This is a genomic window from Arthrobacter sp. USHLN218 (genome assembly GCF_037144715.1).
Lineage (GTDB): Bacteria > Actinomycetota > Actinomycetes > Actinomycetales > Micrococcaceae > Crystallibacter.
Genome location: NZ_JBBCYT010000003.1, coordinates 243,703 through 258,494, shown reverse-complemented (window position 1 = coordinate 258,494; position 14,792 = coordinate 243,703). Strand labels below are relative to the sequence as shown.

Here is a 14,792-nt window from a genome sequence, read left to right as displayed (position 1 = left end):
CACCGAGTAAGGAGACATCCTGATGGCTTCAACACCCGCCTCGCCCGCCGCTGAGGGCATCCGCAAAGCGGTAGTGATCGGAGGAAACCGGACGCCCTTCGCACGCGCCAACGGCGCATATGCGCAGGCCAGCAACCAGGACATGCTGACCGCCGCACTCGACGGGCTCGTCGCGCGGTTCGGCCTCGCCGACGAACGGATCGGGGAGGTGGCAGCGGGCGCGGTGCTCAAGCACTCGCGCGACTTCAACCTGACGCGCGAAGCCGTCCTGGGTTCCGCGCTGGCCCCGACGACTCCTGCCTACGACCTCCAGCAGGCCTGCGCCTCCGGACTGGAGACCGTGATGGGACTGGCCAACAAGATCAAGCTGGGGCAGATCGATTCCGCCATCGCCGGCGGCGTCGATTCCGCGTCGGACGCCCCGATCGCCGTCAGCGAGGGACTGCGCACGGTGCTCCTGGAACTCAACCGGGCCAAGACGCTCAAGCAGAAGGCGGCGGCAGTGGCCAAGCTGCGCCCGAAGGATCTGGCTCCGGTCGCCCCGGGAACCGCTGAACCTCGCACCGGCCTCTCGATGGGGGAGCACCAGGCCCTCACCACGGCCGCCTGGGACATCAGCCGGGCCGCACAGGACGAGCTGGCGTTGGCCAGCCACCGGAACCTGGCCGCTGCCTACGAACGCGGCTTCTTCGACGACCTGGTCACGCCGTACCAGGGGCTGACCAGGGACGGCAATCTCCGGGCGGACACCTCGATCGAGAAGCTGGCCGCATTGCAGCCGGTCTTCGGCAGGAATCTCGGCGACAAGGCAACGATGACCGCGGGCAACTCGACACCGCTGACCGACGGTGCCTCCGCCGTGCTGATCGGTTCCGAGGACTACGCCCGTAGCCGGGACCTGCCGATGCTGGCCAGCATTGTGGACGCGGAAGCCGCCGCCGTCGACTTCGTCCACGGCAAGGAGGGCCTGCTGATGGCCCCGGCCTACGCCGTCCCGAGGCTGCTGGCCCGGCACCAGCTGACCTTCGAGGATTTCGACTTCATCGAGATCCACGAAGCGTTCGCCGGCACGGTGCTCTGCCACCTGTCCGCGTGGGAAAGCGAAGAGTTCTGCCGCAACAAGCTCGGCCTCGACGCGTCCTTGGGCAAAATCGACCGCAGCAAGATCAACGTCACCGGATCATCCCTCGCCGCCGGCCACCCCTTCGCCGCGACCGGAGGCCGCATCGTCGCGACGCTCGCCAAGCTGCTGCACGAGCAGGCCGTATCCGAGGGCCGTCGCGGCCGCGGACTGATCTCGGTCTGTGCCGCCGGCGGCATGGGCGTCGTCGCCATCCTGGAGGCCTGCTGAGCATGGCGGACGCATACCTGAAGCTTGTCAACAGCCCGCCCGCCAGCGGCATCGCCAAGAAGCTCGGGCTGCCACGGCCCGCGGAACTGCGCCGCTACCGCCGCGGCCAGCCGCTGGTGCCGGGACCGGTGCTGGTGGTCGCGTCCGGCTCCACGGAAGGCCTCATCGGGCAGCTGTCGGGATGGGGTCTGGAGGTCCGGCACCACGCCGCGTCCGGAGAACAGCTCGGCGCGATCGTCCTGGACCTGACCACGGTGTCGGAGCCGGGGGAGCTCTCGGAACCCATGCTCGCCGCCGGAGCCTCCCTCCGGGACCTGGCCCCGGGTGCGCGGGTCGTCAGCATCTCCCGGCCGGTTGACTCGGCGCCGACGCCCGCTGCGGCCGCAGCCCGGCAGGGCGTCCAGGGCGCGGTCCGATCGCTGGCCCGCGAGCTCCGGGCCGGGGCCACCGCCAATGGACTTCTGCTGGACGATGGCGCCGGCCCCGTCGATCCGAGCGCGCTGGGTGCCCTGCAGTTCCTGCTCTCGGGTCGCAGTGCCTACGTTGACGGCCAGTTCCTGCTGGTCGGCACCGGGGCGGACCGGCTGCCGGAGGATGCCGACCGGCCGCTGGCGGGACGGACCGCCGTGGTTACGGGTGCCGCGCGGGGGATCGGCGCCGCCATCGCGAAGGTCCTGCACCGGGACGGCGCGCGCGTCATCTGCATCGACCTGCCCGCAGCCGGGGAGGAACTGGCCAAGGTATCCAACGCCGCCGGCGGCACCGCGCTCCAGCTGGACATCACCAGCGACGACGCCGGCGCCCGGATCCTCGAGCATGCCCGCAGCCGCTACGGCGGACTGGACATCATGGTCCACAACGCAGGCATCACCCGGGACAAGCTGCTGGCCAACATGGACCAGGCGCGGTGGGACTCCGTCATCAACGTCAACCTGGCCGCGCAGCTGCGGATCAATGAGGCCCTGCTTGCCTCCGGCGCGGGCCAGGCACCGCGCGTAGTGTGCCTGGCCTCGACCAGCGGCATTGCGGGCAACCGCGGGCAGACCAATTACGCCGCGTCCAAGGCCGGCGTGATCGGCATGGCCGCGGCGTCCGCGGCGGCCTTCGCCGAACGGGGCGGGGCGATCAATGCCGTCGCACCCGGCTTCATCGAAACAGAGATGACGGCGCGGATCCCGTGGGGAACCCGGGAGGTGGCACGACGCCTCCTCCCGTCGCTGCAGCAGGGCGGGCTTCCGGTGGATGTCGCCGAAGCCGTCGCGTTCCTGGCCGGGGACGCGGCGGGCGGCGTGAACGGCCAGACCCTGCGGGTCTGCGGACAGAGCCTGGTGGGCGCATGAGCCCCAACAATGTCCTGCTCGAGGAGCTGCCGTCCCTCTCGCGGCTCTATGTCAGCGCCGCGTCGACCGCGGCGCGGACCAAGCTCGGCGCCCTGGAACGGCCCCTGGTGCTGCCGCCGGCACGGCACACGGTGGAGGACGTACGGGTCAGCCTGGAACACATCACCCGCTTCCAGCATCTCCTGCACGGCACGGTCCGCGACAGTCTGCCGTCGGTCTTCGTGCATTCGGCCGCGTTCCCGGTGGGGATGAGCATCCTGGCCCGCACCGACTTCCCGCTGCCGCTGCTGGGCATGGTCCACCTGGGCAACAGGGTCAGGCACCTGCGCAGCATCCATTTCAGCGAGCCCCTCGAGATCACCGCCTGGGCGGACAATCTCGCGGGACACTACGCGGGAACCCAGGTAGACCTGCACGTGACCGTGAGCTCGGCGGGGGAGCCGGTCTGGGAAGGCGTCTCGACCTACCTGGCCAAGGGCGTCTTCCTTCCCGGTCTCGATAAGCAAACCCGTCCGCCGCGCGAGGATTTCGTACCGCCGAGACCCACGGCCACCTGGCGGCTTGGTCCGGAAGCCGGCCGGGAATACGCCGGGGTCTCGGGGGATTTCAACCCGATCCACCTCAGTTCCCTCTCCGCGCGGGTCCTCGGCCTCAAGCGCTCCATCGCGCACGGCATGTACCTCGCCTCCCGGGTGCTGACCAGCATCGAGTCGGTGGCCGCGGAAAAGTTCGAATGGGATATCCGCTTCGCGGCGCCGGTCTTCCTGCCGGCGACCGTCGCCGTCAGGATCGAGGACGAGGAAGCCGGCGGCCGGTGGGGCGCGTCCTGTTTCGCCGGCTGGGGCGAACGCAGCCACCGCAAGCACTTCCAGGGCACTGCCCGGGCCCTCTAGGCGGGGCGGCGGTGCGTATGCTGGGGCCATGACCGACGCCCCCAGCCTGCTCAGCCGCGCCCGCCGGCTTGATGCGGAGGACCCGCTCGCCCCCTACCGTGCCCGCTTCATCGGCCACGACGATCCCGCCGTCCCCGCGTACCTGGACGGCAACTCGCTGGGCCGGCCGCTTGCCGCCTCCGTCGGACGGGTGCAGGAGCTGATGGTGGGGCAGTGGGGCGGGCGACTGATCCGCGGCTGGGGCGAAGGCTGGCTGGAACTGCCCGCGCAGCTAGGCGACGAGCTGGGCCGGACCGCCCTCGGCGCGGGACCGGGCCAGTGCCTCATCGCCGACTCCACGACCGTCCTGCTCTACAAGCTCATCCACGCGGCGCTCCCGGCACGTCCGGGCCGGAACCGGGTGGTCATCGACCGGGACAACTTTCCCACGGACCGTTACGTGCTGGAAGGCATTGCCGCGGAGCGGGGCCTGGAGCTCGACTGGCTCGAGGTCCCGTACGACGGCGGTGCGGACGTAGAGTTGGTCCGTTCCGTGACGGGGGACCAGACGGCGCTCGTGGTGCTCAGCCACGTGGCCTACCGGTCCGGCCACCTGGCCGACATGCGCGCCATCACCGAGGCCGTGCATGATGCCGGCGCCCTGGTGCTCTGGGACCTGTGCCATTCGGCCGGGGTGGTCCCGGTGGAGCTCGACGCCTGGGGCGTGGACCTGGCCGTGGGCTGCAGCTACAAGTACCTCAACGGCGGGCCCGGGGCGCCGGCCTGGCTCTACGTGCGCCACGGGCACCAGCAGCTGACCCAGCCGATCCAGGGGTGGCTGGGCAGCGAGGACCCCTTCGGGATGGGCCAGGGCTACACGCCCGCCGCCGGGATCCGGCGCTTCGCCAGCGGCACGCCGCCGATCATCGGGATGACGGCCATTGCGGACATGATTGCGCTCATCGGCGAAGCCGGCATCGGCGCCATCCGGGAGAAGTCAAAGGCCCTGACGCAATTTGCGCTGGAGGCGACGGACGCGCTGCTGGCACCGCACGGCGTCGTTCTTGCCTCGCCGCGGAACCCGGAGGAACGCGGCAGCCACCTGACGATCGACCATCCCGCCTTCCGGAAGATGACGGCGCGGCTGTGGGAGCGCGGCGTCATTCCGGACTACCGGAACCCGAATGGCCTGCGGCTGGGCCTGTCGCCGCTGTCGACCGGTTTCGAGGAGGTCTACCGCGGCGTGTCCGCGATCGCCGAAGAGCTGGCCGGGGACTGAATCCGCCCAGCCCGAGGCGACAGAGGTATGGGCGCCCCGAAGCGCCGAGGGCGCCCGGCTCAGACGGGGCTGAAGTGGTCCAGGGCGTGCTGGTAGCTGTGGGCGGTGAGGGCCGCCGTCTGCTCCCAGCCGAAGGCCGCGGCATGGATGGCGGCACTGCTGCCCAGCCGGGCCCGGAAGGCCGGGTACTCGAACAGCTCGCCGAGGGCCGAGGCCCAGTCATCCGGGGAGTGGCCGTCCACCAGCAGACCGGTCGCCCCGTGGCTGACGGCGGAGGGCAGGCCGCCGACGTTGGTCGCCACCACGGGCGTGCCGCAGGCCTGGGCTTCCAGAGCGACCAGCCCGAAGGACTCACTGTAGGAGGGCACGGCCACGACGTCGGCGCTGCGGAAATGCCGCGCCAGCTCCTTGGCGGAGACCGGCGGCAGCAGCCGCACCCGCCCGGCCAGGCCAAGCTCGGCCACGAGGGCCTTCAGGTCCAGCGGGCTGGCGCCGCTCGCTTCGCCGATGACGGTGACCTGCAGCCGCATGTCCGGACACCGGTCCAGCAGGCGGGCCGCGGCGGCGAGCAGGACCTGCGGGCCCTTCAGCGCCTGGATCCTGCCGGCGAAGCAGATGTGGAAGGTGCCGTCCCCGATGCCCAGCGCGCGGCGGTCCAGCGCGCGGCCGGCGGGATGGAAGACGCCGAGGTCCACCCCGGGCGGGACAACGTCGATCCGCTCGGACGGGGTGCCGTAAAGCTCCCTGAGCTCGGTGGCCTCGGTCAGGGTGTTGGCCACGAGCCGCGCAGCGCCCTCCGCAATGTCCTGTTCGCCGAAGATGCGCACGTCCGGTTCCCGCGGTTCCCCCGGCAGCAGGTGGAGGTTCTTGACCTTGGCCATCGTGTGCATGGAGTGGACCAGCGGAACCCGCCAGTCGGCCTGCAGTTCCAGCCCGACTTTTCCGGAGAGCCAGTAGTGCGAGTGGATGACGTCGTACCTGTCCCCGCCGTCCGCGTCCGCGAACCGCCGCAGCTCGGCGGACAACCGGTCCAGGTGCAGCGGCAGCTGCTCCTTCGGCACGGTGTCGGCCGATGCGCCGGGCAGGTGCACGACGCGCACGCCGGGGCGCGGACGCTCGACCGGCTCCTGCCCCTCGAAGGTCGAGCGGGTAAAGACGTCCACCTCGGTGCCCATCGCCACCAGCTCGCGCGATACCGCCCGGACGTAGACATTCATGCCGCCCGCGTCGCCGCCACCCGGCACCGCCAGCGGCGAGGTGTGCAGGGACAGGACCGCAATACGGCGCAGCACACGCATGGTTTCCTTTCCCATGGAAGCGAGGACTCAGGGAAATACTCTACCGCCGCTGAACCTTTCCGGCCCGAACGGCGTCTGCACCTGTAGGTGCCGCCCGGCATGACGCGCCGCGCGCCGCCGGCGGCCTAAGGGGGACCGGTATGGACTACCAGGTCAACGGCCTGCCGCTGCACGTCCTGCTGGTTCACGCCACCGTGGTCCTCGTGCCGCTGGCTTCCGTGTGCACCGTGCTCTCGCTGCTGTGGCCGGCGGCCCGCCGCAGGCTGGGCATCGTCGCTCCGCTGCTGGCGTTGGCGGCCCTGCTGCTGGTGCCGGTGACCCAGCAGGCCGGCCAGTGGCTGGCTGCGCGTGTCGACCAGACCAGGCTGCTAGACGAACACCATGCGATGGCAGAGCTGATGCTGCCGTGGGCCGCGGCGCTCTTCGCGGGGGCCACCGGACAATGGTTGTGGTTCAGGTCGCGGGCCCGCTCCCGGTCGAGCGGCACGCACGGCAGTTTCCCGTCCAGGGCGCTGGCCGCCGTGGCCGCGCTGGCGGTGCTCGCCGCATGCGCGGGTGCGACGACGACGGTCATCCGGGCCGGGGAGTCCGGCAGCCGCGCGGTCTGGGAGGGGTCCTTCCAGCAGGAGCCTTGACCGCCGGCGTCAGTGCATGGTGAAGCGGCGGGCCAGCAGCTGCCCTGCCCGCGGGTGGCCCAGCGCGGCCGACAGCGCCCGGTTGCGGGCGGCCAGCAGCGGCGGCGGCAGCGGCCGGCCCAGCGCCATGTTCAGGTGGGCCTGCGCGGCGGCGACGACGGCAGCCCTGCGGCGGACCTGTTCGAAGCGGCGGAGGGCGCCGGCCGCGGGCTCGCCGGCCAGGGCGCCCGAGATGATCGGTGCCAGGGCCGCCGCATCCAGCCAGCCCAGGTTCATGCCCTGCCCGCCGATGGGGCTGATCTCGTGGGCGGCGTCGCCGATCAGCGCGATCCTGCCGGTGACCATGCGGCGCACCAGCCGGGACTGGACGGCGAAGGCGCTGAGCATGGAGTTGGAGCCCGCGTCGATCCGGATCCCCGTCCGGCGGCGGACCAGCTCGGCCAGCTCCACCGCTCCGGGAGGCTGCAGCTGCCGGGTCCGCACCACCCAGCGGCGGATTCCGGCCGGCAGCGGGAAGGACTCGACGATGCCGTCACGCTCGAGGAAGAGCAGCGCGGTCCCGGGCTCGCCCGTCGCGTCCGCGAAGTCGCCCATCAGGTAGGTGTCCGGATACGTGCGGGGCCTGGGGACGGCCCCGACCGCGGCGGCCATCGTGGACCGTGCGCCGTCCGCGCCGACGGCGAGCGCTGCGTCGATCCTCACCGAAGCGCCGGATTTCACCTCGGGCCCCCGCTGCACCCTCTCCCCGTCGGCCCGCTGGCCGCACAGCGAAACGCTCGTACCGGCGTCGTACGCGGAAACGATCCGCAGCCCCTCGACGATCTGCCCCCCGACGGCAAGGTAATGCGCTCGGAGGACGCGTTCCGTGACCGGCTGGGGCACCGCCAGGACGAACGGATGCCGGCCCGGCACCGTGGAGAAGGCAAGGCGCGCAACCTCCCGGCCGCCGCTCAGGGCCCTGCCGGCCGTGATCCTGGTTCCGGCCCCGATCAGTTCCTCCGCAACCCCGACGTCCTCGAGGGCGGCCAGCGCCGGGGGATGGATTCCGATGGCGCGGGTGTGGCCGCTGCGCCGGGTCCGCTGCTCGATGATCAGGACGTCGATGCCGCTGCGGCGCAGCAGCAGTCCCAGCAGCAGCCCGACCGGGCCGGCCCCGACAATGGCCACCTCAGGCATCGGCCGGCGCCCGATAGGTCAGCACGTTCCTGAACGGGGGCCGGTTCTCCACGCTCCAGCCGGGCGGGGCCGCCCGCCTGAGCTCTTCGCCCGTGTAGCTGCGGCGGATCGAGGTCAGCCCGTCGCGCCGGATGTAGGAGCCATGGAAGAAGGGCAGCGTCCCCGCGGCGAAGAGCCAGTAGGCCGCGGGGCTGCGCCGGATGTCGCTGTGGACCGCCGCGCGGCGGCTGAGCCGCTCGGAGTCCGCCAGCAGGGCCGCGAAGTCATCCGGCGTGAGGTGGTGCAGCAGGTGGTTGGAGGTCACGAGGTCGAAGCGCCGGCCTTCCGCGACCAGGTCCGAGCTGAAGGCGCGCCGGAACCGTACCCCGGGCGGCGCCGGAGCGGAAACCGCGAAGGCATGGGCCCGCTCGTCCGGATCCACACCGGTGATGTCGAGCCTGATCCCGTCCGCGGCCGCCCAGCGGGCCAGGAAGCGGACGATGTCTCCGCCGCCGGACCCGATGTCCAGCAGGGTATTCTCCTCCCCGGCATTGAGCAGCGGCCGCAGCCGGTGCCGGTACAGCCAGCGCCAGCCGGCGATCGCCCGATTGACCACCGGGAACTGCTGGTACGTGCGGCGCAGCAGCGTCGGGTCGCAGTCCGGGCGGTCCATTTCCTCGACGGCGTTGGCGGCCCGCTCCGCGAGGAAGCGTATCTGGCGTGGCACGCTTCAGCGCGCCGCGGCGGCCGCGGTGTCGGTCGGGGCGGCTACGGTGCCTGCGGTGGCGGCACCGGTCTTCGTGAACAGCCCGGTCTCAACGGTCAGGCCCGGCCCGAAGGCCATGGAGCAGATCCGCTCGTCCGCGCCGCCGAAGGGGGACTCCAGGATGTGCTTCAGGACGAACATGACGGTGGCACTGGACATGTTGCCGTAGTCACGGAGCACGCTGCGTGCCGGCACGAGCTGCTCCTCGGTCAGCTCGAGCTTGGCCTCCACCTTGTCCAGGATGCTGCGGCCGCCGGGATGGATCGCCCAGTGCGTGATGTCCCGGTAGGGCTGCCCGTAGAGCGACGCGTCGCGTGCCAGCAGCGGATCGAGCGCCCCGACGATGTGGTCATCGATGATGTGCGGGACGTAGGTGCCGAGCACCATTTCGAAGCCCTCGTCGCCGATGTTCCAGGCCATCGACTCCTCGCCGACGGGAGTCAGCACGGTTTCGAAGTGGTCCAGCACGAGGGCGGGCGAGGTTCCGGGCAGGTCGCGGGCAGTGACGACGGCGGCCGCGGCACCGTCCGCGAACAGCGAGGAACCCATGATCGTGTCCGGGTCATTCGACGAGCGCACGTGCAGCGTGCAGAGTTCGGCGGTCACGACCAGGACCACGGCGTCCGCGTCCGCCTCGCAGAAGGACTTCGCTGCGCGCAGGGCGGGAAAGGCGGCGTAACAGCCCATGAAACCGAGATGGTAGCGCTGGACCGACGGTTCGAGTCCGAGCGCCCTGACGATCTTGTAGTCCGGCCCGGGGTTGAAGAAGCCCGTGCAGGAGACCGTGACCACGTGGGTGATGTCGGCCGGACCCAGTTCCGGGCACGCGGCAAGGGCCTTCCGCGCCGCCTCGATGAAGAGGGGCGTGGCCTTGGCGGCGAAGATGTCGTTGCGGACCTTGGTGCTCGGGCTCAGGATGGAGCGGCTGCCGGCATCGAAGAAGACGGGCTCCTCGCTGCGCCGGGTCAGGGTCAGCTCCTCGACTGCGGTGTACCGGGTTTCGATGCCCGAGTGGTCGAAGGAGGTTGCCACTAGACGCTGGCCGAGGCGGGTCAGCCCCGGCTGCGCGGCGAAAACTTCGCGGACCTCCGACTGGACCAGGACGGTCTCGGGAACGGCGGTTTCGAGGGCTCTGAGGGTGACCGGCATGGTCCATTCTTAGTTGAGCCGACGGCCGAAGACAATGGCCGCCTCCGGATCCGCCCGCCTTGTCAGTCGCCTTGTGTGCTGCCGGAATGAGTCATACGGTGGAGAAAAGTAAGCCAGCTGAACATTGCTCACGGCAGCCGTGCAGCCGAACCGGATCCAGACGGGAGGCACGATGCGGATCAGAGCCGAACGGGCCACACAGTATCCGGACCGCCGCGAGGCCGGCAGGACGCTGGTATCGCACCTGCAGGCCTATGCCGGCAGGGAGGACGTGCTGGTCCTCGGGTTGCCGCGCGGCGGAGTCCCGGTGGCCGCGGCCGTTGCCGACGGCCTGGACCTGCCAATGGATGTGGTCCTGGTGCGCAAGATCGGCGTCCCCGGGCATGCAGAGGTGGCCATGGGCGCCATGGCGTCCGTCGCCGGCCACCAGGTGACGGTCCGCAACGAGGACGTCCTGTCCCGCTATCTCGCGGACTTCGGCCGCAGGGCGGCGTTCGACGACGTTGCCGGGCGGGAGCGCGCGGAACTCGAACGCCGGGAGCGGCTGTACCGGTCCGGGCGGGAGCCACCCGCCCTCGCCGGACGCACGGTCATCGTGGTCGACGACGGCCTCGCGACCGGGGCGACCATGCGGGCCGCCGTGGCCGTCCTGCGGGAACTGGATCCGGAGCGCATCGTCGTCGCCGTCCCCGTGGGGCTCGGCCATACCTGCGAGCTGTTGCGGCGGCAGGCCGACGACGTCGTCTGCCCGTGGGTCCCGAAGGACTTCGTGGCCGTGGGACAGGCCTACGAGATTTTCGACCAGACAAGCGACGAGGAGGTGATACGGCTGCTGGCCGGGCACCGCCATTAGGCCCGGCCGATCCGGTGCCCGGAGATCCCCGCGGCATCGGGCGGCACACACGTTGGGGGAGAACTATGAAATCCCCGGCAGCCCGCCTGCCGGAGAGAGGACGGCACTATGACAGCCAAGAACGTATTTGTCCTGGGTCTGACCGAGGTCCAGCGAGGTGAATTGGAGACTGTCCGCGGTGCCGATCACTACGCGTTCCACAACCTGCTGGACTATTCGATCCTGGTCGACACGGCCGAGATCGACTTCCACGGGCTGCTGGAACAGGCACGCAGGGAACTGCGCGAGTTCGACGGTTCGGTGGACGCGATCATCACGCACTGGGATTTCCCGGCGAGCATCATCGGCCCCGTACTTTCGGCCGAGTTCGGACTGCCCGCCCCTTCGCTGGAAAGCCTGCTCAAATGCGAACACAAGTACTGGAGCCGGCTGGAACAGCAGGCTTCCGTTCCGGAATGCGTCCCGCAGTTCGCGGCCTTCGATCCGTTCGACGACGAGGCCCTGGACAAGATCGGCATCCAGTACCCGTTCTGGGTGAAACCCGTGAAGGCGCATTCCTCCAATCTTGGCTTCGCCGTCGAGGACGAGGCCGGATTCCGCGAGGCGATCACGAAGATCAGGGCCGAGATCGGCCAGGTCGGAGACGCCTTCAACGAGGTCCTCTCGCTCGTTGACCTTCCCGCGAAGATCGGCGATGCCGACGGCAACACCTGCCTCGCCGAACAGTTCGTCTCGGGGACGCAGGCCGCTCCCGAAGGCACCATGTTCCGCGGCACATTCAACGCCCACGGCGTCTTCGACATGCATAAGGATGAGGCCGGCACCAGCTTCGAGCGCCTGGACTACCCGGCCAACAGCGTGCCGGAGAGCGTGCAGCAGCGGATGATCGACATCACCGAGCGCTACGTCCGCCACGTCGGCTTCGACAACGGCTGCTTCAACGCCGAGTTCATGTGGGACGAGGCGGAGGACAAGCTCTGGCTGATCGAGGTCAACACCCGCATCTCGCAGTCGCACAGCGACCTCTTTGCGAAGGTCGACGGCGTCTCCAACCACGAAGTCGCCATCCGGATCGCCCTCGGCCAGGAACCGCGCATGCCGCACCGCGAGGGGAACTTCGACGTCGCTTCCCAATGCATGATCTTCCACGACGAAGACGCGATCGTCACCCGCGTCCCCACCGACGCCGAACGCGACGCCATCCGGCGCAAGTACCCGGAGACGACGGTGACCCTCCAGGTCAAGGGCGGCGAACGCCTCTCCGAACTACCGAACCAGGACAGCTACCGCTACATCCTGGGCAAGCTGTATATCGGAGCCGACGACCGCCGCCAGCTGGTGGAGCGCTACAACAGCATCCTCAAAGAACTTCCCTTCGAGTTCGCGCCGGTGGAACCGCAGAAAGGAGCCGCGTGAAGACAGTAACCGAGCTTCCACACGAAGTCCGCACAATTGAGAACCTGTACATCCCCATGCGCGACGGGGCCCGCCTGGCTGCCAGGCTATGGCTTCCGGTGGACGCCGAGCAGCTGCCGGTACCGGCGGTCCTGGAGTACCTGCCGTACCGCAAGCGCGACAGCACCCGCGGGCGGGATGCGCTCAACCATCCCTACCTCGCCGGACACGGCTACGGCTGTATCCGCGTCGACATGCGCGGCAGCGGCGACTCGGACGGGGTGATCGTCGACGAGTACCGGCCGCAGGAGCACGAGGACGCCGAGGACGTCATCGCCTGGCTGGCGGAACAGCCTTGGTGCGACGGGAATGTCGGCATGATGGGCATCTCGTGGGGCGGCTTCAACAGCCTCCAGGTCGCGGCACGCCGGCCACCGGCGCTCAAGGCCATCATCAGCGCCTCCGCCACCGAGGATCTGTATGTGGACAACATGCACTACATGGGCGGCTGCCTGCTCGCGGACAACCTCTCCGAGGCCACCGTCATGTTCGCGTTCAACAGCCTGCCGCCGGATCCGGCGATCGTCGGCGAGCGCTGGCGCGAACTCTGGCACGAGCGGTTGGAAGGCAGCGGCCTGTGGCTCGAGACCTGGCTGGAGCACCAGCGCCGGGACGATTACTGGAAGCCCGCATCCGTGTGCGAGGACTACAGTTCGATCCAATGCCCGGTCATGGCCGTCGGCGGCTGGGCCGACGGCTACACCAACGCCATTTTCCGCCTCCTCGAACATCTCGAGGTGCCGCGGAAGGGGCTCATCGGCCCGTGGGGGCACAAATACCCGCACCTCGGCGTCCCGGGCCCCGCGATCGGCTTCCTCCAGGAAGTCGTCCGCTGGTGGGACCACTGGCTCAAGGGCAAGGACACCGGCCTGATGGACGAGCCGATGCTCCGTGCCTGGATGCAGGACAGCGTATCGCCCGAGCCCTCGTATGAGGATCGTCCCGGGCGGTGGGTTGCCGAGGACTCCTGGCCGTCGGCCAACGTCGAGCCGCGGCGTTTCGCCTTGAGCCGCCACGGCATCGAGGAGGGGGACGCCCCGGACGGGGACGGGAGCGACGTTACCCTGCAGTCTCCGCTCAGTGTCGGCATGTTCGCCGGCAAGTGGGCCTCGTACGCGGCGACCCCGGACCTGCCTTTCGACCAGCGCGAGGAAGACGGCGGGGCATTGGTCTACGAGACGGAACCGCTGACCCGGACGATGGAAATCTTCGGGCTGCCGTCGGCCTCGTTCGAGGTTTCCGCGGATAAGCCGGTCGCCCAGCTCGCGGTGCGCCTGTCCGACGTCGCCCCTAACGGTGAGGCAACCCGATTCACCTACGGATTGCTGAACCTCACGCACCGGGACGGCAGCGAAGATCCGCAGCCGCTGGTTCCGGGGGAACGATACCGGGTCACGGTCCCGCTGAACGGCATTGCGCAGAGCATCCCGGCGGGCCACCGGCTCCGGCTCTCGGTATCGACCTCGTACTGGCCGCTCGCCTGGCCGGCCCCGGACGCTGCCATGGTCACGTTCAGCGCGGGCGCCGGCTCGCTGGCCCTGCCCGTGCGCGAACCCCGCGAATCGGATGCACGGCTTAGGGAATTCGACGAGCCCGCCGCGGCCCCGGAACTGGAGACCACGGTGCTGGAGCCGGGCGAGCATCATTGGCGGGTGTCCCGGGACCTGGCGACCAACGTCTCGACCCTGGAAGTGGTCAACGACCAGGGCTCCTTCCGCATCGACGAAACGGACACGGTGATTCGGCGCGCGACCAGTGAGTGGTACAGCTTCCGCTGGAACGAGGTCAACTCGGTCCGCGGCGAGACGCGGACGGTGCGCAGGTTCGAGCGCGACGATTGGAAAGTCGAAGTCGTCACCCGCACGGTCCTGACCTCCACGCCGTCGGACTTCCACATCAGCGCCCAGCTGGACGCTTACGAGCTCGACGCCGTCCGCGGCGATCCGCGGGTCTACTCGCAGAACTGGCAGCGTGCGGTGCCCCGGGACCTGGTCTAACCGAACAAGGAAGGAACACCATGAACAGCAAGGACGACGAACGCGGTACCGTGCCCAATGCCCAGCCTCCCCAGGAGGCGGCCCTGACCCCGCAGGAAGGGGCGGCGTCGGCCAACCCCGACCCGGCCGAGGGGAACGTGACGGGACTGGAACCGGGCGGCGGCGTTCCTCCGGGGGAGACACCGCCGGCCGAAGACCAGATGAGCGCGGACCAGGGCCACGAGGAGTAGCGGCGCCATGATGAAGAAACTGCTGTTCGGCGCCGGCCTCGCCACCGGCTTCATTCTCGGGTCCAGGGCCGGCCGCGGCTCGTATGACCAGCTGGCAGGCGCGGTCGGGAGGATCTGGCGCGCCAGGACCGGCCCGGCCGCCGGCCCGAGCGGCCGCCGCTCGGCCGGGAGCGTCGCCCCCGCAGACGCCGTGCGCGCGGCACCTGCGCAATCAGGCGCGGCGCGGGTGCAGTCCGGCGCCGCCGATGCAGCCGCCCGTTCCGGGCAGGCCCCGACCGACCGGCGGGTAGGCCCGGACCCGTCCATGGACGACCGCCCCGGCTCCGAATGGAGCGGCGGCCGCGCGGCCGGAAGCGTCGAGACGGTGGGCGACCCGGAGGAGGAACTCGGCCATTCCTAGGACGCCCGGCGG

The 14,792-nt window shown here is 70.2% G+C and carries 14 protein-coding genes; 10 read left to right on the top strand and 4 right to left on the bottom strand.

The genetic code is table 11. The features are described 5' to 3' along the window. The first annotated feature begins 22 nt into the window (after window positions 1-22). The 4 genes from WFH44_RS08485 to WFH44_RS08470 are packed head-to-tail and all read left to right on the top strand — an operon-like array spanning window position 23 to window position 4,842. Window positions 23-1,351, top strand: a complete 1,329-nt coding sequence (locus WFH44_RS08485) for an acetyl-CoA C-acetyltransferase (RefSeq protein ID WP_336713290.1) — start codon at window positions 23-25, stop codon at window positions 1,349-1,351. A 2-nt stretch (window positions 1,352-1,353) separates the two neighbouring features. Then, window positions 1,354-2,691: a 3-oxoacyl-ACP reductase gene (locus WFH44_RS08480; RefSeq protein WP_336713289.1), complete on the top strand. Its 1,338-nt coding sequence runs from the start codon at window positions 1,354-1,356 to the stop codon at window positions 2,689-2,691. Continuing rightward, entirely contained in the window at window positions 2,688-3,584 is an 897-nt protein-coding gene (locus WFH44_RS08475) for a MaoC family dehydratase (RefSeq protein WP_336713288.1), read from the top strand. Before WFH44_RS08480 ends, WFH44_RS08475 begins: the two co-directional genes overlap by 4 nt. A 28-nt stretch (window positions 3,585-3,612) precedes the next feature. After that, window positions 3,613-4,842, top strand: coding sequence for a kynureninase (locus tag WFH44_RS08470; RefSeq protein WP_336713287.1), 1,230 nt, complete (start codon window positions 3,613-3,615; stop codon window positions 4,840-4,842). Between the two features lie 59 nt (window positions 4,843-4,901). Here the strand turns inward: WFH44_RS08470 and mshA are convergent, their stop codons facing one another. Continuing rightward, window positions 4,902-6,140 carry a D-inositol-3-phosphate glycosyltransferase gene (gene mshA, locus WFH44_RS08465; RefSeq protein WP_336713647.1) on the bottom strand — a complete coding sequence of 413 codons (1,239 nt, stop codon included), beginning with the start codon at window positions 6,138-6,140 and terminating at the stop codon, window positions 4,902-4,904. 140 nt (window positions 6,141-6,280) lie between these two features. On the opposite strand from mshA, the gene WFH44_RS08460 reads away from it, so the two are divergent. Next, on the top strand, window positions 6,281-6,775 hold the full coding sequence (locus WFH44_RS08460) for a DUF2231 domain-containing protein (RefSeq protein ID WP_336713286.1): 495 nt from the start codon (window positions 6,281-6,283) through the stop codon (window positions 6,773-6,775). Between the two features lie 9 nt (window positions 6,776-6,784). Here WFH44_RS08460 and WFH44_RS08455 read toward each other — a convergent pair whose 3' ends face one another. The 3 genes from WFH44_RS08455 to WFH44_RS08445 are packed head-to-tail and all read right to left on the bottom strand — an operon-like array spanning window position 6,785 to window position 9,845. Then, the gene (locus tag WFH44_RS08455) at window positions 6,785-7,951 is read right to left on the bottom strand and encodes an FAD-dependent oxidoreductase (protein WP_336713284.1); all 1,167 of its coding nucleotides are present in this window, start codon (window positions 7,949-7,951) and stop codon (window positions 6,785-6,787) included. After that, window positions 7,944-8,603 (bottom strand): class I SAM-dependent methyltransferase, encoded by a 660-nt coding sequence (locus tag WFH44_RS08450; RefSeq protein WP_442892895.1) that lies wholly within the window; start codon window positions 8,601-8,603, stop codon window positions 7,944-7,946. The genes WFH44_RS08455 and WFH44_RS08450 overlap by 8 nt, the downstream gene beginning before the upstream one ends. Window positions 8,604-8,660: 57 nt before the next feature. Next, entirely contained in the window at window positions 8,661-9,845 is a 1,185-nt protein-coding gene (locus WFH44_RS08445; RefSeq protein WP_336713280.1) for a type III polyketide synthase, read from the bottom strand. A gap of 172 nt (window positions 9,846-10,017) precedes the next feature. On the opposite strand from WFH44_RS08445, the gene WFH44_RS08440 reads away from it, so the two are divergent. The 5 genes from WFH44_RS08440 to WFH44_RS08420 all read left to right on the top strand — a co-directional run bounded on the left by WFH44_RS08440 (window position 10,018) and on the right by WFH44_RS08420 (window position 14,780). After that, the gene (locus WFH44_RS08440) at window positions 10,018-10,698 is read left to right on the top strand and encodes a phosphoribosyltransferase (RefSeq protein ID WP_336713278.1); all 681 of its coding nucleotides are present in this window, start codon (window positions 10,018-10,020) and stop codon (window positions 10,696-10,698) included. Between the two features lie 108 nt (window positions 10,699-10,806). After that, the gene (locus WFH44_RS08435; protein ID WP_336713277.1) at window positions 10,807-12,114 is read left to right on the top strand and encodes an ATP-binding protein; all 1,308 of its coding nucleotides are present in this window, start codon (window positions 10,807-10,809) and stop codon (window positions 12,112-12,114) included. Beyond that, window positions 12,111-14,150, top strand: coding sequence for a CocE/NonD family hydrolase (locus WFH44_RS08430; protein WP_336713276.1), 2,040 nt, complete (start codon window positions 12,111-12,113; stop codon window positions 14,148-14,150). The genes WFH44_RS08435 and WFH44_RS08430 overlap by 4 nt, the downstream gene beginning before the upstream one ends. Window positions 14,151-14,170: 20 nt before the next feature. Continuing rightward, complete coding sequence (locus WFH44_RS08425) at window positions 14,171-14,380, top strand: DUF6480 family protein (protein ID WP_336713275.1); 210 nt, start codon at window positions 14,171-14,173, stop codon at window positions 14,378-14,380. A gap of 7 nt (window positions 14,381-14,387) precedes the next feature. Beyond that, window positions 14,388-14,780 carry a hypothetical protein gene (locus WFH44_RS08420; RefSeq protein WP_336713273.1) on the top strand — a complete coding sequence of 131 codons (393 nt, stop codon included), beginning with the start codon at window positions 14,388-14,390 and terminating at the stop codon, window positions 14,778-14,780. Window positions 14,781-14,792 lie beyond the last annotated feature (12 nt).

Excerpts from the sequence above, each read along its gene's own strand:
- WFH44_RS08485 (WP_336713290.1), top strand. The coding sequence starts at position 23 with ATGGCTTCAACACCCGCCTCGCCCGCCGCTGAGGGCATCCGCAAAGCG.
- WFH44_RS08480 (WP_336713289.1), top strand. The coding sequence starts at position 1,354 with ATGGCGGACGCATACCTGAAGCTTGTCAACAGCCCGCCCGCCAGCGGC.
- WFH44_RS08475 (WP_336713288.1), top strand. The coding sequence starts at position 2,688 with ATGAGCCCCAACAATGTCCTGCTCGAGGAGCTGCCGTCCCTCTCGCGG.
- WFH44_RS08470 (WP_336713287.1), top strand. The coding sequence starts at position 3,613 with ATGACCGACGCCCCCAGCCTGCTCAGCCGCGCCCGCCGGCTTGATGCG.
- mshA (WP_336713647.1), bottom strand. The coding sequence starts at position 6,140 with ATGCGTGTGCTGCGCCGTATTGCGGTCCTGTCCCTGCACACCTCGCCG.
- WFH44_RS08460 (WP_336713286.1), top strand. The coding sequence starts at position 6,281 with ATGGACTACCAGGTCAACGGCCTGCCGCTGCACGTCCTGCTGGTTCAC.
- WFH44_RS08455 (WP_336713284.1), bottom strand. The coding sequence starts at position 7,951 with ATGCCTGAGGTGGCCATTGTCGGGGCCGGCCCGGTCGGGCTGCTGCTG.
- WFH44_RS08450 (WP_442892895.1), bottom strand. The coding sequence starts at position 8,603 with ATGGACCGCCCGGACTGCGACCCGACGCTGCTGCGCCGCACGTACCAG.
- WFH44_RS08445 (WP_336713280.1), bottom strand. The coding sequence starts at position 9,845 with ATGCCGGTCACCCTCAGAGCCCTCGAAACCGCCGTTCCCGAGACCGTC.
- WFH44_RS08440 (WP_336713278.1), top strand. The coding sequence starts at position 10,018 with ATGCGGATCAGAGCCGAACGGGCCACACAGTATCCGGACCGCCGCGAG.
- WFH44_RS08435 (WP_336713277.1), top strand. The coding sequence starts at position 10,807 with ATGACAGCCAAGAACGTATTTGTCCTGGGTCTGACCGAGGTCCAGCGA.
- WFH44_RS08425 (WP_336713275.1), top strand. The coding sequence starts at position 14,171 with ATGAACAGCAAGGACGACGAACGCGGTACCGTGCCCAATGCCCAGCCT.
- WFH44_RS08420 (WP_336713273.1), top strand. The coding sequence starts at position 14,388 with ATGATGAAGAAACTGCTGTTCGGCGCCGGCCTCGCCACCGGCTTCATT.